Consider the following 26,203-nt stretch of genomic DNA (forward strand, 5'->3'; position numbering starts at 1 on the left):
GGAATGGCACGAGCCATGCTCACGCGAGCGCCGCATGAATGCTCTAACGAATGCCGAAGCGAAGTTCAGACGTCATCGTAACGTCGAATCGAACTGCGCGTCGTCAAGAGGAGACGTTTGCTAATCGATGGCGTTGCCTGCGCGGCGTCAAACGTCCTGGCGGGCAGCCGGGCTGGACGCACCGCGGGCTTGCGCCGCCGGGTCGCGTATCCAGGCGCTCAGCAACGTGGACGAAACGGCGAGGATCACCGGTCCGATGAAGAGCCCGACGATGCCGAAGGCGAACAAGCCGCCGAGCACGCCGGAGAGAATCAGCAGCATCGGCAGATTGACGCCGCGCCGGATCAGCACCGGACGCACGAGGTTGTCGAGCATGGCGACCATCACGGACCACACCGCGAGCAGGATGGCCGTGACATGCGCGTCGTGCACGAACAGCCAGATCACGCCGCCGAGCAGCGGCAACGTCGGGCCGATCTGCGCGAGACACAGCATGAGCATCACGGCCGTGAGCACACCCGCGCCCGGCACCCCGGCCACCCACAGACCGATGCCGCCGAGCGCCGACTGCAGGATCGCCGTCACGACGATGCCGAGCGCCACGGCGCGAACCGAAGCGCCCGCGAGCTTGACGGCCTGCTCGCCATAGGCGGGCGCCACGCGAATGGCGAAACGCGTGACATAGTCGGCGGCATGCTCGCCGTTGCTGTACAGAATGCCCGTGATGATGACAGTGATGAACATGTGCATGACGAACACGCCCACTGAGGCCGCGTGGCCGATCAACCAGTGCGCCGCGATCGAAACGTACGGTTCGAGCTGCGCGAGCAGACCGCCGGGGCCGGCGTCCGAAAACTCCTGCCACTTGGCGGCAATGCGCCCGCCCACCACGGGAATGTCGCTGACCCACTGCGGCGGCGCGGTCAACGTATAGTCGGGCAGCTTGCGGATCAGCTCCATGATCTCGCCGCCGTGCAACGCGAGCGTCGAGATGGCTTCATAAAGCGGCAGCACGATCACGACCAGAAGGATCAGCAGCATGACGAGCGTGGCGAGCCAGCGGCGGTTGCCGCAGCGCCGCTCGATGGCTTTCATGGCGGGCCAGGTCGCGACGACGATGGTCGTGGCCCAGATCAGCCCCGGCAGGAATGGGCGCATGACGTAGAGGCTGCCGATCGTCAGCGCGCAGAGTATGGCAACAACGAACAGGATGCGGGCTAGGTCCGGCGTGGCTTGCGGCTTCACGTACTTCTCCTCACGGCAGGGCGCGCCTGATGGCGCCGACGCGCTAGTCTATATCGGATAGGCTACGAATCCCTTTTAAAAGTCCCGCACGGCTGCCGCCCGGAACGCACTCTGGAATAATGGCCCTTTCCCCGACCTTGCAACGAAGAAGAGCCAGCCATGACCGCAACCGATACGAAACTGCCCTGCGTGCTCCTCACCAACGACGACGGCATCGACGCGCCCGGCCTCGCCGTGCTCGAAGCCGTGGCCGCCGAACTCGCGCACGAAGTCTGGGTCGTCGCGCCCGAGCACGACCAGAGCGGCACCTCGCACTCGATCAGCCTGCATACGCCGCTGCGCGTGAGCCGGCGCGGCGCGCGGCGCTTCGGCGTGCTCGGCACGCCGGGCGATTGTGTGGTGATGGCGGTGCGCCAGCTCATGGGTGACGTGCGCCCTTCGCTCGTGCTCTCGGGCATCAACCGCGGCGGCAACCTCGGCGTGGAGACGATGTTCTCGGGCACGGTCGGTGCAGCCATGACCGGCCTGTTGCTCGGCCTGCCGTCCATCGCCTTGAGCCAGACCTTCCGCGACCGCGAGCGCGTGCGCTGGGACACCGCCCGCGCACTCGCGCCGGACGTGATTCGCCGCCTCGCCGCCGTGGCGCATGACGCGCCCGTCTGCCTGAACGTGAATTTTCCCGATATCGACGCGAGCGCGGCGGGGCCGCTCACGGTCACGCGCCAGGGCGTCGGGCTCGTACAGGGCATCGACGTCGTGCCGCAGATCGACCCGCGCGGCATGGACTACCACTGGCTGCGCTTCAATCGCGGCCCGCGCGAAAACGGGCCTGACAGCGAAACGGCCGTGGTGAATTCCGGCCGCGTTTCGGTCACGCCGCTGCATTTCGAGCGCACCGACGAAAAAACGTTCGTCACGTTGCAAGCGGCGCTGGGCGCTGCCGCCTGAACGTGGCTCGATGACCAATCGCAATCAATCGCGCGCGGCGGCCGCCATCGCCCGCGCGATCGCGTCGCGAATGTCCTCAGGAATCCCAATCGACTTGTGAGTGTCGAGCGAGGTGGTCACGATGGTCTGCCGTGCCGCCATGCGCAGCACACCGTCCACGCCCTTGCAGGCCCACGCGAGCGTGAGCGACGCCCCGCCCAGGCGCTCGACGTCGAGCGAGAGCCAGACCTCGTCGCCCATCTTGCTGACCGCCTTGAAATCCACTTCGAGCCGCACGGTCGGCATGCCCACGCGGCGAGCGCCTATCACGCCGTGATAGCCCTCCTGCGGCAACAACTCGTCGATCCACGACTCGACGAGATCATTGAAGAGGACGAAATACTGCGGATAGAACACGATCCCGGCGGGATCGCACTCCGAGAAATGAATCTTGTGTTTGCGGCGGTAGGTGGGCGTCGCCATGCGTGTGTCTCCTTCCATGCCTGCTCGCGACAGCGTCAAATGACGAGCCGCGACACCTTCACGCCTTCCAGCGACACCCCGGCCATGAGCCCCGCGTTGGTCAGCACGAACGCTTCCACGGGGCTCGTCGCGGTCGAGGTATCGACGTTGCCGTTCGCGCCCACGGTGACGAGCGCGACCGTGGCGTCTGCGCCTGCCGACCAGCCCTGGCTGCTCGTGAAATCGTTGAGCGCGACCGGGTTCATGAACGCGAAGATGATGGCCTTGGACTGCGCGCCGATCTGCAGGCCGAACGAGCCCGCAATGGTGCTGTAGTAGCCCGTCGTGCGGCCATCCACGCGCAGCGCGCCGGTGCCATACTGCCCGCCGATCCAGAAGCCTGCCGAGAGAACCTGCGGAAAGACGAGCACCCCGCTCGACTTCGAGATCAGTTCCTGCGACCCGCTCACCGTGCTGAAGAGGCGCGAGAGCGTAGCGTCGACGCCCGCGTCGATCGAATTGCGCTTCGCCGTGTTCTGCGAAGCGCTGTTCTGCGCGCCGAGCGGCGTTGTCGTGCAGCCGGCAAGCGCGAGGCCGCTGGCGGCGAGAGCGGCACTGGAGCTGAGAAGAAATTGACGTCGGCGCATTACGTGGTTTTCCTGTGCAAATGGGGCTTCGGGTGCCCGCGCGGGCCCGATCGTGGACAGCCGGGCCGCGCGCAAAGCGCTACAGGATAGCGCGCATGGCCGTCGCCGGGGCAAACCCGCGATCCGGCGCGTGGGCCCCGGCCGCCTGTGGCGGCCATGACCGCTCATCCTTGGGGGTATAGGACCATGCAGCGGGCATCGAGTTCGCGCGAAGATGTAAGGAAATCCCCAGCCGCGGGCTTCGATGCAACGCAACAGCGTCCGCTTCCCAAATTCCTTCGATATCGCCAGGACGATCCCCGCCGCCAAATTGTGAACATGCCAGGGAGGTCTGTGTCGCCATGCTGTTCCTGCGCCCACGGCCGCGACATCGCACCGCGCTTATTGCCCCCCTCAGGGCGGCGGGACCGTGTGCGCAAACGCGAAAGGCCGTGTTAGACTCCGCCGCGCAATCATTCTCATTCTCATGAATTCACGCAAGCGTTCACTGCTGACCGCATGGCTTGGCCTCGTCGCCATGTGGCTCATCGTGCTTGCGCCGCTCGTGAGCCAGCTCGTCGCCGCACAGCACGCGCACGAGCCGGACGCCACGCTCTGCTCGGCCATGCAGCCGGCGCAGGCCGGTAGCGCGCCGCATCTTTCGCACGACGATGCATTCGGCGCCTGCGGCTACTGCCATCTGCTCGAGCATCATGTGGCGATGCCTTCGGTCGCCGCGCCCGCTCCGCTGGGCGCCCTCGCGCTCGCGCGCGAGACGATCGCGCCGCCCGTCACCCACGACCTCCCCTTAGGCGCCTTCCCTTCGGGCAGGCCGCGCGCCCCACCCGTCTTTTCCTGAGTTACGCCTTCACCGGCCGGCCGATCGCGATCTGATTGCGTGCGACGAGCACGCACGACGCGCGCGGCTGCTCGATTCCCGTTTTCAGGAAAGCACCTCATGTCCACGCTCACCACGCGTGGCGCTGGCGTTCGCTCGCGCGAACGCGCAACGCCGCGTGCGCTGCGGCACGCCGGGCGCCTCGCGCTCGTCATGCTGCCGCGCGTCTTGCCGCTGCCTCTCGTTGCCCCCATCGCCGTTCATGCGGCCCAGGCTGCCGAGGCGCAACCGGCCGATGCTGCTTCGGCAGCCACGCTGCCCACCGTCAAGGTCAGCGCCACCGCTGGCAGCGCCGCGGCGCCCGCCGTCGACCCCAACCTGCCCGCGACGGTGGAAACCGTCACGCCCGCGCAGTTCTCGAACTGGAACGTCGTCAACACCGAAGACGTGCTCAAGTACCTGCCCAATCTCGCCGTGCGCAAGCGTTACGTGGGCGATCTGAACTCGATCATCGCCGTGCGCGGCACGAGCAATACGCAAAGCGCGCGCGGCCTCGTCTATGCCGACGGCCTGCTGCTGTCGAACCTGCTCGGCAACAGCTACAGTTTTCCGCCACGATGGTCGATGGTGTTCCCCGACCAGATCCAGCAAGTGGATGTGATCTATGGGCCGTATTCCGCGCTCTATCCCGGCAACTCGCTCGGCGCCACCGTGCTCATCACCACGCGCATGCCGAAGGCGTTCGAAGCGACCGCGGACGTGAAGGCATTCACCCAGCATTTCAGCCTCTACGGCGTGAACCAGAACTTCAACGGCAGCGAGATGAGCGCCTCGATCGGCGACCGCATCGGCAAGTTCTCATATTTGCTTGGCGTGAACCACCTGGAGAACACGAGCCAGCCGCTGCAGTTCGCCACGCTTGCGCAGTCGACGAAACCCGCGCAGCCGGGCGACGTGCCCGTGCGTGGCGCCTACTTCTACAACAACCAGACCAACACGCCCACGGCCGTGCTCGGCGTGAACGGCGAAGGCATGCAGCACACGGTGCAGGACCAGTTCAAGCTGCGCATGCAGTACGACTTCACGCCCACCGTGCAAGGCGGCGTGACGCTCGGCTACTGGCATCAGACCTATAACAACGCCACCTCGACCTTCCTTTACGATGCGAACGGCAACCCCGTGTACAGTGGCAAGGTATCGATCAATGGCTACGAGTACACTATTCCCGCCGCCGCGTTCGCGCCGAGCCGCGGCTGGAGCGAGAACTGGCTCTACGGTGCGACACTGCGCACGCATCAGGCCACCGGCTGGAATGCGGAAGCCGTTGCTTCGTACTACGACGTAAGCAACAGCGTGGCGCGCACGGCGAATGCGGGGGGACCCGGCAACGGCCCCGGCGTCATGACGCTCGGCGACGGCACCGGCTGGAAGACGCTCGACCTCAAGACGACGTGGACGCCCGCCACCCCCGACGCCGGGCTCGCCGCCCACTGGCTCACGTTCGGCTATCACTACGACGACTACGCGCTCGACAACCGCACCTACAACACGCTCGCGTGGCGCGACGGCGGCGCGGACAGTTTCGCCAACGCCTTCGCGGGCAAGACCGAAACCCAGGCGCTCTACGCACAGGATGCCTGGCGCTTCCTGCCGCGCTGGAAGCTCGTGTACGGCGTGCGCTACGAAAACTGGCGCGCCTTCGACGGCTATCAGGCGCTCGGCAGCGTGAACGTGCCTTATGCGAACGTGGGCGACCATCACTTCTCGCCGAAGGCTTCGCTCTCGTTCGACGTGACCGACGACCTCACGCTGCGTGCATCGATTGCGCGCGCCTACCGCTTCCCGACTGTGAGCGAGCTGTTCCAGGGGCAGGTGAACGGCTCGTCCATCGTCAACAACAATCCGAACCTGCGCCCCGAGGACGATCTCTCGAAGGAACTGAGCGCCGAATGGGCGCACTGGAACGGCCTCTTCCGCTTGACGCTCTTTCAGGACGACGTAAAAAACACGATCTTCAGCCAGACCGATACGACGGTCATTCCGAACGTCACGAACTTCCAGAACATCGGCAAGGTGCGCTCGCGCGGCGTGGAAACGAGCTATCAGGGCGAAGACGTCATGCTGCGCGGGCTCGATCTCGCGGCGAGCGTGGCGTATACGCAGTCGAAGATCCTGGAGAACGCGCAGAATCCGGCGAGCGTCGGCAAGTACTTCTACCGCATTCCGCTGTGGCGCGCGAATCTCGTCGCGACCTACCGCTTCGATGCACGCTCCGCGCTCACGCTCGCCGCACGCTACTCGGGGCGCCAGTACAACACGCTCACGAACACGGACACGAACCCGAACGTATTCGGCGGCACGAGCACCTACACGGTCGCCGACGTGAAGTACACCTTCCGGCCGACGAAGAAGAGCGAGATAGGCGTGGGCATCGACAACCTGTTCGACGCGCGCTACTTCGTCTATCACCCGTATCCCGGCCGCACGTACTACGTCGAAGCGAAGCTCGGCATTTGAGCGGCGCGCTCGCGGCCTTCGCTTCCGTGCGCGTTTCCGTGCGCATTTTCGTCTGAATCATCCATGCATTCGAGCCTTGCCGGCTCGACAAGGAGTCCCCGATGTCTACCATCTCCGACCCGGTGAGCGCGCCGCCTGCCCGCGCGGTGCAGCCCGGCTACCGCACGCTGTGGCGCTGGCATTTTTACGCAGGCCTCTTCGTCATGCCCCTCCTGCTCGTGCTCGCCATTACGGGCACGATCTACTGCTTCCAGCCGCAGATCGAACCGCTGCTTTACCCGCATCGGCTGGTGGTCGCGCCGGCGGCTACACCGCGCCTGCCCGTGGATGCGCTGCTGGCCCGCGCGCGAACCGCGCTGCCGCCGCGCGCGCGTGCGCTGCGCGCGCACGTCGAGTCGAATCCCGCGCGCAGCGCCGAATTCGTTTTCGCTCTGCCCAGTGGGACCACAGAGAGCGTCTACGTGAATCCTTACGATGGCGCGGTGCTCGGCACGCTCGACGTCGATCGACGCTTCATGCAGGTCGACCGCATGCTGCATCGCAAGCTTCTGCTCGGCAAGCCCGGCGAGCTGCTCATGGAGCTGGCCGCCTGCTGGACGCTCGTGATGCTCGCCACCGGCATTGCGCTCTGGTGGCCGGGCGCGGGCACGTCGTGGCACGCCGCGCTGCTGCCTCGCTTCGGCGCGCGCGGACGGCCGTTCTGGAAGAGCGTGCACGCGAGCGTCGGCATCTGGCTCGCCGTGGGCGCGCTCGCGTTCGTGCTGAGCGGCTTGCCGTGGACGGGCTCGTGGGGCAAGCAGTTCAAGGCGCTCGCCACGCGCTCGAGCCTCGGTGCGCCGCGCGGCGCGTGGGGTGGCGGCCTCGCGCTGAAGTCGGCCTTGCCGGGTGCGCCGGCCGCTGCCGCTGCCGCAGCAGCCAGCGGCGCAGCGGCGAACCCTCCCGCAAGCCACGCCGACCAACAGGAACACGGCGGAGAGCACGCGGGCCACGACATGGCGTCGATGCCGGGCATGGTGATGGACGACATGCCGCTGCCGCTCGTGCCCTGGGCGGTCGGCGCGGTTGCTGTGCCGCACTCGCCCGACGCGTCAAGCGCACCGCAACACTGGACGCTCGCACAGGTCGTCGCCCAGATGCGCGATCTCGGCGTGCGCGACGGCTACGACATCGTGCTGCCCGCCACGCCCGATGGTGTCTACACAGTCTCGTACTTTCCGCCCGATCCGAAAGCGGAGCGCACGGTGTATATCGACCAGTACAGCGGCGCCGTGCTCCGGGACATTCGCTATGAGGATTACGGCGCAGTCTCGCAAGCCATTTCATATGGCACGTCGCTGCACATGGGCCGCTACTTCGGCCTCGCGAACCAGCTGATCTGCGCGGCCATTTCGCTGGGCCTCGGCGCGCTCGCGGTGACCGGCTTCGCGATGTGGTGGATGCGCCGTCCCGCTCGCGCGAAGGGCGCATCCAGCGCACCGCGCATGCTGGGCGCGCCGTCACGCGAGCGCGCCGCGGCCCCGCTGCGCGCATGGAAGACTGGTCTCGTGCTGCTCGGCATCGCGTTTCCGCTGATGGGCGCGACGCTCGTGGCGGTCTGGCTGTTCGACCGCGCAGCCTTCCGACGCGCCTAGAAGCTGTCGTCTTGCCGGCATCGGCGGCTGCGGCGGCCCTGCGGTAATCTGTGGACACAATTGCGTCTGAACCTGGCTGCGCCAAACGGTTTCAAACGTATATATGTGGAGATTATCGTGTTGCGGCTAATTTCAGCGCTAGGCGCGGCCGCGGTGCTCGCGGGCTGCGCGGTCGCGCCGTATCCCGGTTACCCGGGATACGGCTATGACTACGGCTACCCCTATTACTCGGGCTATCCGTACGCCTACGGTTACGACTACTACCCCGGCTATTTCGGCGGCGGCTATGGCGGCATCGCCATCTGGGGCGGTGGCGGCGGATGCTGCTATCACCACGGCTGGCATGGCTGGCACGGCGGCGGCCATGGTGGCGGCTGGCACGGCGGCGGTGGGCACGGCGGCGGCGGGGGCTGGCATGGAGGCGGAGGCGGCACGTGGCAAGGCGGCGGCGGTGGCATGGGAGCCGCCGGCGGCCACGGCCACTAACGGATCACCGCGCGATCACGGCGGGACCGCTCTGCTGAAGCGGCCCCCGCTCCGTGCGCGCAAGCGCGGCGCCGCGCTTACACGCGCCCGTTCACGGGAATCAGCGCTCCCGTGATCGCCTGCGCGTCCGCGCCCAGCAAAAACGCGATCACGGTCGCGATCTCGCGCGGCTGCACCCAGCGCGTGAAATCGGCGTCCGGCATGTCGGCGCGGTTTTGCGGCGTGTCGATGATGCTCGGCAAAATCGCGTTCACCGTCACACCCTTGTCCTTCAGCTCTTCCGCGAGCGCTTCCGTCAAGCGCGCCACGCTCGCCTTCGACGCCGAATACGCGCCCATGCCGAGCCCCGCCTTGAGTCCCGCGCCCGCACCGATGTTGACCACACGCCCCGCGCCGCTCTGCACGAGATGAGGCAGCGCAGCCTTCGACGCATTGAGCGCCGTCTTCACGTTCAAATCGAACATCAAATCCCACGTGCGCGCGTCGCCGTCGCCGATGGTTTCCCACCGGAACGCGCCAGCCACGTTGACAAGCGCATCGAGCCCGCCCAGCTTCCCGTGCAACGCGCCGAACGCAGTCTGGGCCGCGTTCGCGTCGACGAGATCGACGCCGCCCATGCACAGCGCGCCCGCGAGCGCGGCGGGCAGCGCCGCCGCTTCGGGGGCCGCGCCGCGGCCGATCAGCGCCACGCGGGCGCCGCGTTCGGCCAGCAATTGCGCCGTTGCCAAACCCAGGCTGCCGAAGCCGCCCGTTACCGCGACCACTTTGCCGTTCAAAGCGTTTTCCATGTGCTTATTCCTCGCCTTCCCTCACTAACCTGAATTCGATGCGGCCCACCTGATCGATGCCGGCGCCGCTGGCGCCACGTTACGCGAGGCGCGGCCTTCCATCAACCCGCGCTCGGGCGTCCGTGTCAGGCATCCGTGCGTACCGTGGCGAGCGTGCGCTGCTTGCGCAGGTTCTCCGTGGTGTCGCCGCCGCCGTCCGCGCGCCAACCCGGCGGCAGGAAAACGTAGCGCACGGCGGTCCAGAGATTCTTCGCCATAAAGACGTCGCGTGCGAGCGTCGCCCAGTGCTCCAGTTCGACGACGAACGGATTGCGCGAGCGCACGGGCGTCACGAGGCCGTAGCGGCAAGGCTCTTCGGCACGTTCTTGCACATAGGTGCCGAACAGGCGGTCGAAAACGATCAGGACTCCGCCATAGTTCGCATCGAGATAGTCGACGTTCGAAGCATGGTGCACGCGGTGGTTAGACGGCGTGTTGAACACGTACTCGAGCCAACCGAGCTTCGGAATCCACGTGTTGTGCAGCCAGAACTGATAGAGCAGGTTAAATGAGAGGATGGCGAGCACGACTTCGGGCCGCACGCCCAGGCACACGAGCGGCGCGAAGAACATGGCCGGGCCGGTGAGCTTGCCGGTCCACCCCAGCCGGTAGGCAGACGAAAGCGTCAACTGGTTCGGCGAATGGTGCACCGCATGCGTGGCCCAGAAGAAGCGGATGCGGTGCGACGCGCGGTGATACCAGTAATAGCAGAACTCCTGACCGATGAAGACCAGCAGCGCGAGCGCAACCGTGTCGATATTCAGCGTGAAGAGGCGATGCTCCCATGCGAAATCGAAGATCGGCGTGGCGAGCGAAAGCGGCAGGAGCGCGAAGAGCTTGCGGCCCGCGAGGTCGGCGAGCGAGAGCCAAACCTCAGACCAATCGAAAGCCGCCTCGCACGCTGCATCGCGGCGCTTCCTGAAGGTGAGCACGCACGCCTCGATCAGCGAGACGGCAACGACGAACAGCGTGACATACAACGCGAGTTTTCCTGTGGTGAGCATGATGGATCGTGTGCAATAGGCGCGTCTTGCGCGGTGAAGAAAGACGCGTGTTGCACGCAGGAGTCGCGGCAGCGCGTCGGATGAAGGGCACTGTAGTGGCGCGCAGCGCGAAAAACCACGCGCCAAGTATGTCGGGATATGTCACGCGCCCGGCGCGCGAAACACGCCAATACGCCTGCCGCGCCGCGCGCGCGGGGGGGTCGCGCCAGAGGCCTCGCGGCGTGTAACACGGCGACATGGTTTATGACGCGACTTGCGCAGGGCCCAGCCCTATAGTTCGTTCCGCTGACACGCCGCAGCGTGCCCCCGAAACGAACCGCAAGGACCTCTGATGAAAACGCTCCCCCTCGTCGTCGCCGCGCTCATCGGCTTCGCCAGTGCCCCCGCCTTCGCCGGCTGGTCCGGCCACGGCACGGCGTACACGCCGCACGGCACGTACAACGGCGCGCACTACGGTTCCTGCAGCGGCGGCACCTGCTCGCATGCGGGCGGCGTGGCCGGTCCCTGGGGCGGCGTCGCCACCAACAGCGGCTCCGTCACGCGCACCGCGCCGGGCCAGTTCAGCAACACCGGCACGGCCTACGGCCCGAACGGCCGCTCGGTCCAGCATTCGGGCGATACGAGCTGCGCGGGCGGCACCTGCTCGCACACCGGTTCGCTCAACGGCTCGGATGGCCACAGCGCGAGCACCTCGGGCAGCGTGACGCGCACGGCGCCGGGCCAGTACTCGTCGACGGGCACGGTCACGACCGGCAGCGGCAACACCTACGGGCACTCGGCGTCCACGGCCTGCGCGGGCAACACGTGCAATCGCTCGGGCACCGTCACCGGCACCCAGGGTGGCAGCGTCTACCACTCGGGCAGCGCTACGGGCGTCGGAACCGGCGTGGTGACCACCGGTGGCGGCACGACCGTTGTCCACGGCGGCACGGTGACCACCGGCGGCACGACGGTCGTGCATGGCACGGTGTCGACCGCCGGCACGGTCACGACCACGGGCACGACGGTCGCCGTCGTGGGCGTCCCGGCCCCTGCGCCGGCACCGGTCGTCGTCACGCCGCCGCCGCCCAGCACCACGGTCTATGTCGCCCCGCCGCCGCCCGCCCCGAAGACGGTTGTCCTCGCGCCGGCACCTGCACCGCAGACGGTGTATGTCGCGCCAGCCGCACCGAAGACCGTCTATGTCGCGCCAGCCGCACCCAAGGTCGTCTATGTCGCACCAGCCGCACCGAAGGTCGTCTACGTAGCGCCGCCGGCGCCCAAGGTCGTCTACGTGGGCCAGCCGCTGCCGCGCGCCGTGTACATCGCGCCGCGCCCCGCCGTGTGGATTCCCGGCCACTGGGTCGGCCGCGTATGGGTGCCCGCCCACTGGGCCTGACCCTCGCCGGCGGCTGCGGTTTCGCTTGATCCGCAGCCGCCCGCCTCTTTCGCTTTATCAACCGGCCGGCAAGCTACGTCGGCCACCTCACGGAGAACACCATGAAGAAGATGATCGCTGCCCTCGTTTTGTGTATCGTTTCAGCAGCGGTTTGCGTGCCGGCATCGGCTCAGGCCTTGCCAGGCGGTTCGGGCGCCACCAGTGCCACCAGCGGCGCCCGCGTCGAACGCATGATGGCGCAACTGCAAGGGCGTTTCGCCGCCGCTAACACGACGCACGACGGCAAGCTCACGCGCGAACAGGCGCAGGCGGGCATGCCGAAGGTCGCGCAGCACTTCGACGAAATCGACACGCAAAAAGCCGGCTTCGTCACCCTCGCGCAGATCGAGGACTTCATGCGAGCGCGCGCAGCAGCCCGATGAACGCCGGAGGCGTCACATGGAGCAGGCAAACAGGATCATCGTGCTCGACGACGAAGCCGAACTGCGCAACATGCTGCAGCGCTTTCTCACGAGCCAGGGTTTCGAGGTGCGCGCTGTCGCCGACGGCAAGCGCCTCGACCGCCTGCTCCAGCGCGAACCCTATGACCTGCTCGTGCTCGATCTCATGATGGAGCCCGAAGACGGCCTCACGGTATGCCGCCGCCTGCGCGCCGAAGGCCAGACGCTGCCGATCCTCATGCTCACCGCGAAGGGCGACGCCGCCGACAAGGTGATCGGCCTCGAAACCGGCGCCGACGACTACCTCGCCAAGCCGTTTCTTCCGGACGAACTGGTCGCGCGCATCCGCGCCCTGCTGCGCCGCCAGAAGATGGCCTCGGGCGAGCCCACGGTCACCTCGCAACAGCTACGCTTCGGCGACTTTCAGTTCGACGTTGGCAAACAAACGCTCTACCGCGACGGCGCGCCCATCGAGGTCCACTCGGCGCAGATGCTGCTGCTCCATGCGCTCGGCTCCTCGCCGAACCGCGCCGTGAGCCGCGAGAATCTGCTCGCCCGCGCACGCGGGCGCGACCATAGCGCGCTCGACCGCAGCGTGGACGTGCAGATCCTGCGGCTGCGCCAGATCGTCGAGGACGATCCCGCCAAGCCGCGCTTCATCAAGACCGTCTGGGGCATCGGCTACATGCTGGTGGCCGGCGTCGAAGCGTAATGCGCTTGCGCCTGCCGCGCTCGCTGCTCTCGCGCAACATCGCGCTGCTGGTGGCGCTCGTCGCGCTCTCGCAGATCTGCTCGCTCGCGGTCCTGCTGCACTACGTGCAGCGCCCGCGCATCGAGCGCGCCTCGATCATCTTCGCCGATTACGTCAAGCTGCTCGATACCACGCTCGCCGCCATACCGCCCGACGAAGGGCGCGCGGCGGCCGCGCGGTTCGATGCGCGCAGTGCAGCGCCGCCACAAGCGCCTGCCGAAACCCACCCGAGCCTCGTCGACTTTTTCCGCACCTGGCAGCGCGACGTGTTCGTCGAAGCGCTGCAAAGCCATCTGCCGCCCGAGCTGCTGGTGCGCTGGGACGCGAGCCACGACGAGACCGAACCCGCAGCGGATGGCGAAGCCGCGCAGGAGCGCCTCTGGATCCGCCTTCACGCAGCGGGCGAACCGATCTGGATCGCACTGCCGGTGACCGCCGACGCGCGCGCGAGCGGCATCACCACGGCGTTGATCCTCTCCGCCGCGCTCGCGTTGCTCGCCGCGTTCACCGGCTACCTGTTGCAGCGCCACATCAACCGGCCGCTGCGCAAACTCGCGCGCGCGGCGCGGCGCGTGAGCGCCGGCGAAACGCCGCCGCCGCTGCCGACCAATGGCCCGACCGAAATCGCCCAAGTGAGCCGCGCCTTCAACCAGATGACTGAAGCGCTGAAGCAGGCCGAGACCACGCGCGCGCTGATGCTGGCCGGCGTCTCGCATGACATCCGCACGCCGCTCACGAAACTGCGCCTCGCGATCGCAATGGCGCTGCCGCGCGGCAGCAACGACGCGCTCGTGGCCTCGTCCGAGAGCTATCTGGACCAGATCGACACGATCCTTCAGCAGTTCATGGACTACGCCGGCAGCGGCGAGCGCGAAGCACCGCAAGCGGGCGACCTCAACGCGCTCGCAGGCCAGCTCGTCGCCGACTTCGCGGGGCTCGGCCATGAATTCGACTTCGACGAAGGCGAGTTGCCGGTGTTCGCGTTCCGGCCCATCGCCGTTATGCGTCTGCTGATGAATCTCATGCAGAACGCCGTGAACTATGGACGCACAGGTCTGACGATTTGCACCTGGCGCGACGGCGATACCGCCTGCGTGATCGTTGCCGACCGCGGCAACGGCATCCGCGCCGAGGAGCTGGAGCGCCTCAAATCGCCCTTCAGCCGCGGCGCGAACGCCCGTACGCATTCGGGCGGCTCGGGCCTCGGGCTTGCCATCGTCGAGCGGATCGCGCGGCTGCACGGCGGCTCGCTCACCTTCCGCGACCGCGAAGGCGGCGGCCTCGAAGCCGTCGTGCGCCTGCCGCTGACCCGTCCCTCATCGAGTCAGAACGGCGCGCCGCCGGCCGCGCACGCATGACATGACTCGACATAATTTGCGCGTGGATTTCGCGCGCCCTTCCCCCCATACTTGCGCCTGAGCCTGAGCAACGGAGCGGAACAAACCGGAGCCCAGACGCCGAAGCACCATAGTCGATAGTTCGCCATCCTGAATACGTTGCGAGTATCGGCAGACACGAAACACTCTTTCAGGCAAAAGGACATCGACATGCAAACGATCATCAACTTCCTCGTCAACAAGGCCAAGCGCATCGCGGGCACCACGTTCCTCGCCGGCGCGCTGTTCGCGAGCGGCTGCGCGTCGGCGGCGCCGGTCGTGCAGACGAACGGGCCGCTCCCGCAACTGCACGCCGACGTCGTCTACGTCTACACGTTCGACGCCGCCGCCGACCAGGTGAAGCTCGACAGCACCGGCATGCTGCACAAGCTCAAGACGATGACGAGCGGCGAGTCGTCGGCGCAGCAGCAACAGCAGGCCGCGCTGCAAACGCGTGAGCATCTCGCCGATCAGCTCGTGAGCGAACTTCAGAAAATGGGCCTGCCCGCCGTGCGCATAGACGGTCCCGCGCCGGCCGGCCGCAACGCGCTGATCGTGGAAGGCCGCATCGACACGATGGACGCAGGCAGCAGCCGCCGCCGCATGCTGATCGGCCTGGGCGCGGGCAAGAGCGAAGTGGGCGCAACAATCGCGGTGCTGTTCCAGCCCGCCAACGGCGGCGAACCGCAACCGCTCCTGAGCTTCGAAACGAAGGCGGATAGCGGCCATATGCCTGGCATGGCCGAGACGGCGGGCGTGGGCGCGGCGGCTGGCCATGTGGCGACGGCGGCGGTGGTGGGCGGCGGTCTGCACGGCGCCTCAGAGGCGAAGCGCGACACGCTCTCGTCGGATGCCGGCAAGCTGGCCCGCTCGATCGCGAAAGAAGTCACGCAGATCAGCACGCAGAACGGCTGGATGACAACGACGAAGAGCTGATACGGGGGAAGCGCGCAGCGCAGCGCGAGGGTTCGTGCCCTTTGCGGCGACGGTTCGATACCGCCGCCGTCTTTTTGTTTACTGGGCCTGCGGCTCGCGCTGCGCCTGCGGTTCACGATAGCGTGCGAACTTTGATGTGTGGCCGATACCCGGATTGAAGCAGTTGCACGGATCGAGCGTTTCGTAAAACGACTTCAGCGCAGGCTTCGCATCGTAGAGATGGCCGACATTGTGCTCGGCGGGGTATTCGGCGCCGCGCGCGTCGAGCAGCTTCCACATCTCGTGTTCCATCGCGAGGCAGTCATTGCCCTTGCGTACGATGTAGTCCTGATGAAACACATGGCAAAAGAAGTGCCCGTAATAGAGCTTGATCGCGATGGGCTTTTCCACCGCTTCGGGCAGTTGCTCGAACCAGTCGCGATCGTTGCGGCGCAGTGCGATATCGAGCGCGACGATATCCTCCACTTCGTCGCCATGCACCGCACGATAGCGCACCGCCGCGCCCGCCGCCGCGAAACGATGAAGAAACGCCTTGCTGCCCTCTTCGTCGGTGCATTCGAAAAAGTCGCCGCTGGCCACGCCGAAAAACGCGTTCAGGTAAGCACGCGTTTCGTCCGCCATGTCGGCCGAAACCTTCAGCATCAGATGATGTTCGTAGCGCTGCCGGTAGTCCTTGAGCCGCGCGGGCAGATGGCCCGGAAAGCACCGGCTCACGGCCTGCGCCACGCGGTCGGTGAAATGCGCGGGAAAGAACGGCAGCCGCTCGAACAACGCGTCACAGCGGCTCTTGAAGGCGAACAGCGCGGGCAGGCGCCGCGTGCCGAGATGCTGGATCAAGAGGAACATGTCCTTGCCGTAGCGCTCGGCAATATCGAAGGCGTCCCGATGCAGGTATTCGCCCGCGATCGGCAGCTTCGAGAACTTGCCGAGTATGTCGCGGCGCAGGTCGGTCAGTTCAGCCGTCTCGTTCGTGCCGATGTAGAACACCTTCGCGCCCCGCTCGATAGGAAACGTGTCGAGCCGCACCGCAAACACCATGACCTTGCCCGCCGAACCTGCCGCTTCGTGCAAACGAAGCGGGTCGGCGTTGTAGCGCGCAGGCGTGTCCGCTTCGATGTCGCGCACGTGGTCCGCGTAACCCTGATCGGAAGCCGCGCCCGTGTCGTGGAGGATATCGGCTTCGGGCAGTTCGCCGCGATCGAGGCGGCCAAGCACCGCTTCGGGCGTCTCGCCAAGCCGGATGCCGAGATGATTCACGAGCGCAAGGCGCCCCGCCGTATCGACCTGCGCGAACACGCTCATTTCCGTATAGGCGGGGCCGCGCCGCACGAGCGAGCCGCCCGAGTTGTTGCACACGCCGCCCACGACCGAAGCGCCCAGGCACGAGGAGCCAATGACCGAATGCGGCTCGCGCCCGAGCGGCTTGAGTGTCTGCTCCAGCTGATCGAGCGTCGAGCCCGGCAGGCAGACCACCTGCTTGCCGCCGTCGATCACATAGACCTTGCGCATGCGCGTCATGCTCACGATCACGACCTCGCGGTCGTAGTCGTCGCCGTCGGGCGTGGAACCGCCCGTGAGGCCCGTGTTCGAAGCCTGCGAGATGACGATCGCGTTCGCGGCCACGCAAGCCTGCAGTACCCGCCACTGCTCGACGAGCGTGCCGGGCCGCACGACCGCCGCCACCTTCCCCTCGCCGAAGCGGAAACCCTTGCGGTAGCGCCGCGTGGCTTCGTCGCCGGTCAGTACGTGCTGGCGGCCGACGACGGCGCGCAACGACGCGACAAGCGGCTCGCGGGCGGCGCTCGGGTTCGTGGTGGACATGCGAACGACTCCTGCAGAAAACGATGATCGCGGAAGGATAGAACCCGCGATCCATTACGTCCAATATCGCGACCACGCACAATCAAGACGAGAAAGATATGGATCGACCTTTGGAACCGGAGAGTCAGCCCTGCGGCGCTTGCCGCGACGCATCGCGCACGATGCGCACGAAGTTCTGCACCGTGGGCGCCCTTTCGCGCGGACGGTGCACGAGCGCGATGGTCGTGTGCAGCGTGCCGCCCTTGAGATCGTGGTACGTCACGCCCTTGGCCTGGATCTGGCGCATCGACGAAGGAATGAGCGTGACGCCGAAGCCCGCCGCCGCCATGTTGACGGTCGAGGAAATCTGCGGCGACTCCATGCTGATCACGGGATTGAAGCCCGCGGCGTGGCACGCGCTGATGATCGAGTCGTAGAGATCGGGGCCGATCGGGCGCGGAAACAGGATCAGCGGGTCGCCCGCGAGATCGCCGAGATCGAGGCTGCGGCGGCGCGCGAGGCGATGGCGCGGCGGCAGCACGGCGAGGACGTCCTCTTGCACGAGCGCCTGCGTGGCGAGGCCGCGGCAATCGAGCGGCAGGCGCACGAACGCGGCGTCCACCTTCGCTTCGCTCACGCGTTCCAGCAGCACCGAGCTGTTGCTCTCCTCACACCCGATCATGACACCGGGATATGCGCTGCGAAAGCGCTGCAGCACGGTCGCAACGAGCGGATGGAACACCGTGGAACCGGCGAAGCCGAGCACGAGCCTCCCGCTCTCGCCACGCCCCGCGTTTTGCGCCTCCGCGAGCGCCAGATCCGCGTCGTCGATGAGGCGTTGTGCGCGCTCGCGAAAGAGCCGCCCGGCCTCGGTCAGCTCCACGCGCCGCGAGTGGCGGATGAAGAGCCGCGTGCCGATTTCCTTTTCGAGCTTGAGGATCTGCTGGCTGAGCGGCGGCTGCGCAATGCCGAGAAAGGCTGCCGCCTCGCTGAAATGCAGATACTCCGCGACGGCGAGAAAGTAGCGTAGTTGCCGGAATTCCATATCTTTTTCGTCTTGATGCAACCGGTGGATTGTGAACCCGCAACGCGCGCGCGTCCAACCCCCACGCCAGGACGCGTGCGCAACCGGTATGCATCGTGACGGCGCAGGCCGGACAATCAGCCGAGACCCATGCGCGTCTCGTCGACGAACTTCTCCGTGGCGTCGTCGATCTTGCGGCCCTTGCGGCCGGAGGGACCATGAATGTAGACGGTTTTCATATCGACCTGCGGCGCGCCACTCGTGCCGGGTGGCGGCGTCATCTCGTAGTGGACTTCACGCGCGTGATCGGCCATCTGCAGGCGCGGATCGAACACCGAGTTGAAGCGCCACAGCATGCGCACGAAATTGGTCTGGCCGTGCAACAGCAGGTGCGTCGCCTGCCCCGCCGCGCCGCGCAGCGCGGTCCAGCCCATGTGCTTGCGATTGAGAACCTGCTGCGTGCGTACGAGTTCCGCGTAGAACTCGGGCAACGGAAGCTTCGTCGGCACGACGGCGTGCTGGATGTCATAGAGACGATAGTCGAGGCTGGTGAGGCGCCGCGCCTCGCGCTGCCAGTTCTCCGTCCCCGGGTACGGCGTATTCACGCTGATATTGACGATCTCGGGAATCTCCAGGCACCACTGGCGGATCGTCTCGAAGCGTTCGCGGTCCCAGTCCGGATCGGCAATCAGATTGATCGCAACCGTAATCCCCAACGAACGCGCGAACTCGAGCGCCTCGAAATTCCGGTCGAGACTGATCCGTTTGCGAAACGCCTTGAGCCCCTCCTCGTCGATCGCCTCCAGACCGAGGAACATGTACTTCAGGCCAATGGACTTCCACAGGCGGAACACGTCCTTGTTGCGCAGAAGCACGTCGCCACGCGTTTCCAGGTAGTAGTGCTTGTCGATGCCGCGTCGCTTGATCGCCTCGCCGATCGCCATGCCGTGTTCGGCGTGCACGAATGCCACATCGTCGACGATGAACACGCCCGGTTCGCGAAGCGCCGCCAGTTCGTCCACGACGACTTCGGGACTGCGCGTGCGGTAGCTGCGTCCATAGAACGTCCATGCGCTGCAGAACGTGCAGTCCCACGGGCAGCCGCGCGCGAATTCGATGGAGGCGCAGGGATCGAGCGTGCCGATGAAATACTTGCGGCGATGGCGCAGCAGGTCGCGCGCGGGCCGCACCGGATCGAGATTCTCGACGAAGCGTGGCGGCGGCCCCGATCCGTGGCTCGTCACGACGCCCGGCACCGCGAGCAGGTCGGCGCCGCGCGACACCGCTTCGAGCAGTTCGTTGACCGAAGCTTCGCCCTCGCCGCGCAGCACGCAATCGATCGCGCCTTCGGCATGGCGCAGCAGATCGTGCGCGGTGAACGACACGCTGTGCCCGCCCACGAACACGAAGCACGAGGGCAGCGCGGCCTTCACCGCCTTCGACAGGTCGATGATCTCGGGAATGTTGGCCAGATAGTTGCCCGAAAAGCAGAGCGCCTCGGGCTGCCAGTCGCGCACCATGCGCATGAGGTCGCGGTGTGTCTCGACCTGCAGATCGAGCAGGCGCACCTCATGGCCCGCCTCGCGCGCCGTGCCGGCCACGGATTCGAGACCCAGCGGCTCGAGCCGCAGGAACACGCGCGTGTACATCAGTCCGCTCGGGTGGACAGCAAGCAATTTCATGAAGCCTCCTTGCGAAGGGCCGCTGCTTCGCGAGAGTCTACGCGCGTTGGCGGATCGCTGCCCCGCGGCGTGTCTCGCGCAGGAACGACGCTCAGAAACTGCCGAACAACGATCCGAGCACGATCACCACGCCGAGTGCGATGAGCGCGCCGACGATGCTCACCACCACGAGGTCGCGGTAGCTTTCGCGATGCGTCGAGCCGCACACGGCCAGCAGCGTGACCACGGCGCCGTTGTGCGGCAGGCTGTCGAGCGTGCCGGACGACATCACGGCCACGCGGTGCAGCAACGCGGGATTGATGCCATGCTGGGCGGCGAGCTGCATGTAGGTGCCGCCGAGCGCGTCGAGCGCGATGGTCAACCCGCCCGACGCCGAGCCCGTCAGCCCGGCGAGCAGGTTCGTAGCGACGGCGAGCGAGACGAGCGGGCCGCCGCCGATGCCGAGCACCCAGTCGCGCACGGCCTCGAACGCGGGCAATGCGGCGATCACGGCGCCGTAGCCCACGAGGCTGCCCACGCTCAGCACCGGCAACACCGACGCGTTGGCGCCCGCATCGACGCTTTCGCGCAGCGCGGCGAGCCGCCCGCGATTGAGCGCCACCAGCACGATAATGCCGAGCGCGAGCGCAACCGAGACACCCCACACGCCCGCCACCGCCGAAAGCGTGGTCGAACCCCAGCGCGGTTCGGCGAGATACGAGGCGTCGATGCGCGGGAACACCACGACGTTCATCACGAAGTTCATCGCCACGACGACCACGAGCGGCGCGAGCGCGGCGAAGGGCGACGGCGGTCCGGCATGGTCCGATGCCGCCGCGCCGTTGCCGATCTCGGCGGGATCGAAGGCTTGCGCGAGGCTCGCGCGCTCGCGCACGAGCGAGGACGTGGCGCGATCTTCGTCATCGGCGCCACCGTTGTCAGGCTCGACGAAGCCCTCGCCGTTGCGCCGCGCCGCCGTCGCCGCGCGCCCGAGCCACCAGAGGCCGAAGCCCGCCATCACGAGGCTCGCGATCACGCCAAGACCCGGCGCCGCGAACGGCGTCGTGCCGAAGAACGGCATGGGAATGGCGTTTTGCAGCGCGGGCGTGCCGGGCAGCGCCGACATCGTGAAAGTCGCCGTGCCGAGCATGATCGCAGCGGGCATCAGGCGGCGCGGGATATCGGCGGAGCGAAACAGCGCCTGCGCCATGGGGGCGAGCACGAAGAACGCGACGAACAGGCTCACGCCGCCATAGGTGACGAGCGCGCCGCCCAGCACCACGGCCACGAGCGCGTGGCGCGTGCCGAGTTTGTCGATCATGAGGCGCGCCACGGCATCCACCGAGCCGCTATCTTCCATCAGCTTGCCGAACAGCGAGCCGAGCAGAAAGAGCGGAAAGAACTGGGCGAGAAATCGGCCCGTGCTCGACATGAATGTTTGCGTCCAATGCGCGAGCACCGGCTCGCCGGAAATGAGCGCGGCCAGCATGGCGCACAGCGGCGCGAGCAGCAGCACGCTCCAGCCGCGATACGCGAGCCAGATCAGGAGCGCGAGACTCGCGAGCATGCCTCCGAGGCCGATAACGAGTGTGCCCGCGCTCATTGCAATACCCCTTCGAGCAGCGCTTCGAAATTGAACGTGGACGCCTCGCCGAGTTGCGCACCGTGCTGCGCGAGGAATTCATCGGCGGCGCGGCGGCCTTCGTCGCGCAGCATCGTGATGAACGACCACTCGGCGTTGAGCTTCGACGACGAGCCCAGCGTGACGAGCTTCGCGCTATGCACGCGATGTAGGCGCATATCCGCCCAGCGGCGGCCCTCCTCGCTGCCCGCGTCGGCGACCTTGTGCAGCAGCGCCATCATGCGCAGTTCCTTGATGAGCGGGGAATTGAACGCGATCTCGTTCACGCGGTTGATGATGTCGCGCGCCGAGCGCGGCGTGCCCGCGCGCTCCACGGGATTCACTTGCACGAGGATCGTATCGATCGAATCGGTCTCGCGAATCAGCGGCGTAATGGTGGGATTGCCCGCGTAACCGCCGTCCCAGTAGGCTTCGCCGTCTATCTCGACGGCCTGAAAGAGCGTGGGCAGGCAGGCCGAGGCGAGCAGCGCGTCGGGTGTGAGGTCGGCGTTGCGGAACACGCGCGCCTGGCCGTTGGAGACACGCGTGGCCGTGATGAAGAGCTTGATGCGCGAATGGCGCAACGCCTCGAAGTCGATGGTGTCGGCGAGGATCGTGCCCAATGGGTTCACGCGGCCCGGATTCAGATCGTACGGAGAGACGACACGCGCCATCATGTCGAGCGCGACGAACAAGGGCGAATGGTCGAGCGTCCAGCGCCCGAGCAGGATGTCTACGGGGCCGCGCCGGAACGGGCTGAAGCGCGCGGCGTCGGACACGCGGCGCCAGAAGCGCTCGAGCGCCTCGCGCGCGCCGGCCGCGCCATCGCGCGCGTGGCCGCTCGCGAGCACGGCGGCGTTCATCGCGCCCGCCGACGTGCCCGAAATGCCTTCGATCTGCAGCCATGGCTCTTCGAGCAGGCGGTCCAGCACGCCCCACGTGTATGCGCCATGGGAGCCGCCGCCTTGCAGTGCGAGATCGACGAGCAAGGGCTCGGTGGGGGTCGTGCGGGTTGACGTCTCGGCTTCGGCAGGCATTGCGGCTCCGTTCCAGACAGACCACGGGCGAGATTACAGGAAAAGCGCAAATGGCCGCGCGAGAATGACGCAGCGCGCAATGGGGTTCAAGCGCGCTGGAATCATGCCTGAATCGCCCATCAATCGCCCTCCGACCGGCACGAAGCGGGCCGGTCGCAGCGGCGCACCAGGGCGTTTGGTAGACTGGATCTCCCTTCACGCTTCCCCGCCTTGCCGTGTCGACTGTCCATCCGCTGCGGGGGCCGCTTTCGCTCTCGGGCGCGCTTCCCGCGCTACTCGCCGAAATCCGCGCCTGCCACGCCTGCGCCGACGCGCTGCCGCTCGGGCCGCGCCCCGTGCTGCAGGCGAGCGATACGGCAAGCCTGCTGATCGTCGGCCAGGCGCCGGGCGCCAAGGTCCACGCCTCGGGCGTGCCGTGGGACGACGCGAGCGGCAAACGGCTGCGCGCGTGGCTCGGCATCGACAGCGAAACGTTCTACGACGCCGCCCAGGTCGCGCTCGTGCCGATGGGCTTTTGCTACCCCGGCCGCGGCGGCGGCGGAGACAACCCGCCGCGCCCGGAATGTGCCCCGCTGTGGCACGCGCGGCTCGTCGAGCAGTTGCGCGGCGTGCGCCTGACCCTGCTCGTCGGCCAGTATGCCCAGCGCTATTTTCTGGGCAGCGAGCGCCGTGGCTCGCTCACCGAAACGGTGGCGGCCTGGCGCGACTACGCACCCAATTTCGTGCCGCTGCCGCATCCGTCGCCGCGCAACCAGGCATGGTTCAAGCGCCACCCGTGGTTCGAACTCGACGTCCTGCCCGCGCTGCAGGAGCGCGTGCAGGCATTGCTGGCACCCGAGGGCCGCCACGCGCAAACCACTAAAAAGGAGCCGACGATGACGAAACCGGCAATCGACATCCAGCGCGTCTACGAACCGTTGCCCGGGCACGGACACCACTGCTTTCTGGTGGACCGGCTGTGGCCGCGCGGCCTGAGCAAGGAAAAGCTCGCGAACGTGGAGTGGCTGAAGGAGGTGGCGCCGAGCACCGAACTGCGCCAATGGTTCCACAAGGACCCGGAGCAGTGGAGCGAATTCAGGAAGCGCTATCTGGCCGAACTGAATGCCAATCCCGACGCCTGGCGGCCGCTCGCCGAAGCGGCCGCGAACGGGCACATCACCCTGCTCTATGGCTCCCACGACACAGAGCGCAATCACGCGATCGTGCTGCGCGACTATCTGGCGAAGCACGCAACGCACAAATGAGCGGACGGCGCTCGGACGCCGCCCGTTTCACGCTCAGAAGAGATACATCCCCGCGACGAATACCACGCCCGAGAACAGCAACGTGGTCACGCAGTAACCCATGATGTCGCGCACACCGAGGCCCGCAATCGCGAGCGCGGGCAGCGCCCAGAACGGCTGCGCCATGTTGGTCCACGCCTCGCCATAAGCGATCGCCATCGCCGACTTGCCGAGGTCCGCGCCGAGCGCCTGCGCCGCCGGCATCACGAACGGCCCCTGCACGACCCAGTGGCCGCCGCCCGAAGGCACCGCGAAGTTGATCACCGCCGAGCTGAGAAAGACGAGCAGCGGAAACGTGTGCACGTTCGCGATATCGACGAACCACTTCGTGATGACGCCCGCCAGACCCGAGTGGTCCATGAGCGCCTGAATGCCCGCGTAGAACGGGAACTGGATCATGATGCCCGAGGCGCCCCTCGCGGCGCCGGCCACGGCGCGCGCGTAGGCCATCGGCGTCTTGTGCAGCACGAGGCCTGCGGCGAGGAACACGAGGTTCACAGTGTCGATGTCGAGCGCGAAGCCCTTGGTGTGAAACCGGAAGCCGAGGAACACGAAGCACAGCGCCGCCACCAGCAGCGAGAGCGCGCGGCTTTCCTCGATGCGCTCGGCGAAGGTCGCGTCGGGCCCGAGCTTGCGCTCGACGCTCGGCGGATCTTCGAGCAGCGCGGGGTCGACCGAGACGACATCTTCGGGCTTCGGCATCATGAGACGCACGAGTATCGGCAGCAGCACGATCAGTCCGAGCGTGATGAACGCGTTATAGCCCGTGAAGATGGTCTGCGAGACCGGGATCAGGCCGACGGCCTTTTCCATGGGGTTGCCCTTCGTGGCCGCGACGAGCGGCACCGAGCCGGAAAGGCCGCCGTGCCACGTGAGAAAGCCCATGTACGCGGCGGCGACGAGCAGCCGGTAGTCCGCGCCGCGCACGCGCCGCGCCACTTCGCGCGAGAACATCGCGCCGAGCACGAGACCGAAGCCCCAGTTGATCGCGCAGGCAATCGCACCCACGAATGCCACCAGCATCACGCCGTGGCCCGGCGTACGCGCGCAACTCGCCAGCGCGACCAGCATGCGCTTGACCGGGCCGGAGCTGGCGAGCGCGTGGCCGGTCACGAGAATCAGGACCATCTGCATCGCGAACGCGAGCAGGTTCCAGAAGCCCGAACCCCACATCAAGACGAGCGCTTCGGGCGGCTGCGGCGTGAGCGCGAACGCCAGCACGAAGGTCACGACGGTGAGGAGAATGGCGAAGATGAGCGGGTCCGGCAGGATCCGATGCACTACGCCGGTAAAGAAATGGGAAATACGCTGAATCACGGTGGTCTGCTCCTCGTCTGCTGATACGGAATCGGCCGGCTGTTTTCTTCTTTGCGAACCGAGGCCGCGATTTTTGCACAGCGCGGCATAATGCGTGCGCCGCGCCGGCAATTTGCCAAATGCGCGCCGAACGCGAGCTGAACGCCGCGCCTGACCGGTGATTGTGCGCCCGCACGAAATAAGCCGTTACATGCCTGGACGCGCCCTAAAAGGCTTATCTGCTACCGTTATGGTTGCTATCTCAATGAATGTCCGGGTGGCGCCACCCAGGGGGAGGCAGCAATGCGCAAGCAGTTTCTCGGTCTCGTGCTCGCCGCGCTAGCCGGCATATTCGTGGCTTCGCCGCCCGCGCACGCCCAGTCGCAGGCATTCACGAATCAGACCGTCAACATCTACGCAGGACCCGCGGCCGACTTTCCTATCGTCGCCCAGATTCCGGGTGGCGTGGCAGTGACGGTATGGGGCTGCGTCGCCGGCTTCAGCTGGTGCGACATCGGCTTTCCGGGCCTGCGCGGCTGGGTCTACGGCACCTTCATCAGCTATCCGTGGCAAGGACAGCGCGTGCCGGTGATGGGCTATGGCCCGCGCATCGGTCTGCCGATCGTGACATTCTCGCTCGGCGCGTACTGGGGCCTGCACTATCGCGACCGGCCGTGGTACTCCAATCAATCGCGCTGGGCGCGCCATCCAGGGCCGCGGCCCATGCCGCCGCCGCCCGTGCGGCCGCGGCCGCCCGTCGGTCGTCCGCCCAGCGGCGCACGGCCGCCTAACCAGGGCGGCGGGAATCGCCCACCCAACAACAACGCCGGACAGGGAAACCGGCCACCGGGCGCGGGCTCTGGCAACAACAACGCGCGGCCGCCCGGACAAGGGAATGCGCGGCCGCCCGGACAAGGCAACGCCCGTCCGCCTGGCCAAGGGAATGCCCGTCCGCCTGGCCAAGGCGGTGGCCGGCCGCAGGGGCAAGGCGGTGGGCGGCCGTCCGGCGGCGGGAGTAATCGACCGCAGGGCGGCGG

At 67.0% G+C, this 26,203-nt stretch carries 23 protein-coding genes and 1 pseudogene; 13 read left to right on the top strand and 11 right to left on the bottom strand.

Annotated elements, in window-relative coordinates; translation table 11 throughout:
• Positions 1 to 147: 147 nt before the first annotated feature.
• Complete coding sequence (ydiK, locus tag M3A49_RS30885) at positions 148 to 1,245, bottom strand: AI-2E family transporter YdiK (RefSeq protein WP_266232363.1); 1,098 nt, start codon at positions 1,243 to 1,245, stop codon at positions 148 to 150.
• A gap of 159 nt (positions 1,246 to 1,404) precedes the next feature.
• Here ydiK and surE point away from each other — a divergent pair, with 159 nt between their 5' ends.
• Complete coding sequence (gene surE / locus M3A49_RS30890; protein WP_133186902.1) at positions 1,405 to 2,193, top strand: 5'/3'-nucleotidase SurE; 789 nt, start codon at positions 1,405 to 1,407, stop codon at positions 2,191 to 2,193.
• A 24-nt stretch (positions 2,194 to 2,217) separates the two neighbouring features.
• On the opposite strand, the gene M3A49_RS30895 is transcribed toward surE, so the two are convergent.
• Entirely contained in the window at positions 2,218 to 2,655 is a 438-nt protein-coding gene (locus M3A49_RS30895; RefSeq protein ID WP_266232364.1) for an acyl-CoA thioesterase, read from the bottom strand.
• A gap of 35 nt (positions 2,656 to 2,690) precedes the next feature.
• Positions 2,691 to 3,281 carry a YSC84-related protein gene (locus M3A49_RS30900; RefSeq protein WP_254354616.1) on the bottom strand — a complete coding sequence of 197 codons (591 nt, stop codon included), beginning with the start codon at positions 3,279 to 3,281 and terminating at the stop codon, positions 2,691 to 2,693.
• Between the two features lie 466 nt (positions 3,282 to 3,747).
• Between M3A49_RS30900 and M3A49_RS30905 the strand changes: the two genes are divergently transcribed.
• The 4 genes from M3A49_RS30905 (at position 3,748) to M3A49_RS30920 (ending at position 8,732) form a co-directional block, all read left to right on the top strand.
• On the top strand, positions 3,748 to 4,119 hold the full coding sequence (locus M3A49_RS30905; RefSeq protein ID WP_266232365.1) for a DUF2946 domain-containing protein: 372 nt from the start codon (positions 3,748 to 3,750) through the stop codon (positions 4,117 to 4,119).
• A gap of 192 nt (positions 4,120 to 4,311) precedes the next feature.
• Positions 4,312 to 6,615 carry a TonB-dependent receptor gene (locus M3A49_RS30910; RefSeq protein WP_416339047.1) on the top strand — a complete coding sequence of 768 codons (2,304 nt, stop codon included), beginning with the start codon at positions 4,312 to 4,314 and terminating at the stop codon, positions 6,613 to 6,615.
• Positions 6,616 to 6,716: 101 nt separating this feature from the next.
• Entirely contained in the window at positions 6,717 to 8,246 is a 1,530-nt protein-coding gene (locus M3A49_RS30915) for a PepSY-associated TM helix domain-containing protein (RefSeq protein ID WP_266232367.1), read from the top strand.
• Between the two features lie 117 nt (positions 8,247 to 8,363).
• Entirely contained in the window at positions 8,364 to 8,732 is a 369-nt protein-coding gene (locus M3A49_RS30920; RefSeq protein ID WP_266232368.1) for a hypothetical protein, read from the top strand.
• Between the two features lie 77 nt (positions 8,733 to 8,809).
• Here the strand turns inward: M3A49_RS30920 and M3A49_RS30925 are convergent, their stop codons facing one another.
• Both M3A49_RS30925 and M3A49_RS30930 read right to left on the bottom strand, forming a co-directional pair.
• Positions 8,810 to 9,520, bottom strand: a complete 711-nt coding sequence (locus tag M3A49_RS30925) for an SDR family NAD(P)-dependent oxidoreductase (protein WP_266232369.1) — start codon at positions 9,518 to 9,520, stop codon at positions 8,810 to 8,812.
• A 125-nt stretch (positions 9,521 to 9,645) separates the two neighbouring features.
• The gene (locus M3A49_RS30930) at positions 9,646 to 10,563 is read right to left on the bottom strand and encodes a sterol desaturase family protein (RefSeq protein ID WP_266232370.1); all 918 of its coding nucleotides are present in this window, start codon (positions 10,561 to 10,563) and stop codon (positions 9,646 to 9,648) included.
• A gap of 331 nt (positions 10,564 to 10,894) precedes the next feature.
• On the opposite strand from M3A49_RS30930, the gene M3A49_RS30935 reads away from it, so the two are divergent.
• From M3A49_RS30935 to M3A49_RS30955, 5 genes are all read left to right on the top strand, one after another.
• The gene (locus M3A49_RS30935) at positions 10,895 to 11,941 is read left to right on the top strand and encodes a hypothetical protein (RefSeq protein ID WP_266232371.1); all 1,047 of its coding nucleotides are present in this window, start codon (positions 10,895 to 10,897) and stop codon (positions 11,939 to 11,941) included.
• 101 nt (positions 11,942 to 12,042) lie between these two features.
• Positions 12,043 to 12,363 (top strand): EF-hand domain-containing protein, encoded by a 321-nt coding sequence (locus M3A49_RS30940; protein ID WP_266232372.1) that lies wholly within the window; start codon positions 12,043 to 12,045, stop codon positions 12,361 to 12,363.
• Between the two features lie 16 nt (positions 12,364 to 12,379).
• Positions 12,380 to 13,093, top strand: coding sequence for a response regulator (locus M3A49_RS30945; RefSeq protein WP_266232373.1), 714 nt, complete (start codon positions 12,380 to 12,382; stop codon positions 13,091 to 13,093).
• Complete coding sequence (locus M3A49_RS30950; RefSeq protein WP_266232374.1) at positions 13,093 to 14,490, top strand: ATP-binding protein; 1,398 nt, start codon at positions 13,093 to 13,095, stop codon at positions 14,488 to 14,490. The genes M3A49_RS30945 and M3A49_RS30950 overlap by 1 nt, the downstream gene beginning before the upstream one ends.
• Before the next feature lie 189 nt (positions 14,491 to 14,679).
• Positions 14,680 to 15,444, top strand: coding sequence for a DUF4410 domain-containing protein (locus tag M3A49_RS30955; RefSeq protein ID WP_266232375.1), 765 nt, complete (start codon positions 14,680 to 14,682; stop codon positions 15,442 to 15,444).
• A 78-nt stretch (positions 15,445 to 15,522) separates the two neighbouring features.
• Here M3A49_RS30955 and dld read toward each other — a convergent pair whose 3' ends face one another.
• From dld to M3A49_RS30980, 5 genes are all read right to left on the bottom strand, one after another.
• Positions 15,523 to 17,265 (bottom strand): D-lactate dehydrogenase, encoded by a 1,743-nt coding sequence (gene dld, locus M3A49_RS30960; protein WP_266232376.1) that lies wholly within the window; start codon positions 17,263 to 17,265, stop codon positions 15,523 to 15,525.
• Positions 17,266 to 17,389: 124 nt separating this feature from the next.
• A complete protein-coding gene (locus M3A49_RS30965) occupies positions 17,390 to 18,289 on the bottom strand; it encodes a LysR family transcriptional regulator (protein ID WP_266232377.1) in 900 nt (299 codons plus the stop codon).
• Positions 18,290 to 18,405: 116 nt separating this feature from the next.
• The gene (gene hpnR / locus M3A49_RS30970) at positions 18,406 to 19,950 is read right to left on the bottom strand and encodes a hopanoid C-3 methylase HpnR (RefSeq protein ID WP_254358422.1); all 1,545 of its coding nucleotides are present in this window, start codon (positions 19,948 to 19,950) and stop codon (positions 18,406 to 18,408) included.
• Between the two features lie 91 nt (positions 19,951 to 20,041).
• The gene (locus M3A49_RS30975) at positions 20,042 to 21,532 is read right to left on the bottom strand and encodes a GntP family permease (protein ID WP_254358421.1); all 1,491 of its coding nucleotides are present in this window, start codon (positions 21,530 to 21,532) and stop codon (positions 20,042 to 20,044) included.
• Positions 21,529 to 22,587, bottom strand: a complete 1,059-nt coding sequence (locus M3A49_RS30980; RefSeq protein WP_266232378.1) for a patatin-like phospholipase family protein — start codon at positions 22,585 to 22,587, stop codon at positions 21,529 to 21,531. The genes M3A49_RS30975 and M3A49_RS30980 overlap by 4 nt, the downstream gene beginning before the upstream one ends.
• 233 nt (positions 22,588 to 22,820) lie before the next feature.
• Here M3A49_RS30980 and M3A49_RS30985 point away from each other — a divergent pair.
• Together M3A49_RS30985 and M3A49_RS30990 are read left to right on the top strand one after the other, a co-directional pair.
• A pseudogene (locus M3A49_RS30985) lies at positions 22,821 to 23,420 on the top strand (uracil-DNA glycosylase family protein); the annotation flags it as partial.
• Positions 23,421 to 23,462: 42 nt separating this feature from the next.
• On the top strand, positions 23,463 to 23,831 hold the full coding sequence (locus M3A49_RS30990; protein WP_254358431.1) for a DUF488 domain-containing protein: 369 nt from the start codon (positions 23,463 to 23,465) through the stop codon (positions 23,829 to 23,831).
• A 33-nt stretch (positions 23,832 to 23,864) separates the two neighbouring features.
• On the opposite strand, the gene M3A49_RS30995 is transcribed toward M3A49_RS30990, so the two are convergent.
• The gene (locus tag M3A49_RS30995) at positions 23,865 to 25,187 is read right to left on the bottom strand and encodes a TIGR00366 family protein (RefSeq protein WP_266232379.1); all 1,323 of its coding nucleotides are present in this window, start codon (positions 25,185 to 25,187) and stop codon (positions 23,865 to 23,867) included.
• Positions 25,188 to 25,469: 282 nt separating this feature from the next.
• Here M3A49_RS30995 and M3A49_RS31000 point away from each other — a divergent pair.
• On the top strand, positions 25,470 to 26,203 hold a 734-nt coding region (locus tag M3A49_RS31000), incomplete at its 3' end, for an SH3 domain-containing protein (RefSeq protein WP_266232380.1).

Origin of the sequence: Paraburkholderia sp. CNPSo 3076 (assembly GCF_026343935.1) — a bacterium.
Lineage (GTDB): Bacteria > Pseudomonadota > Gammaproteobacteria > Burkholderiales > Burkholderiaceae > Paraburkholderia > Paraburkholderia nodosa.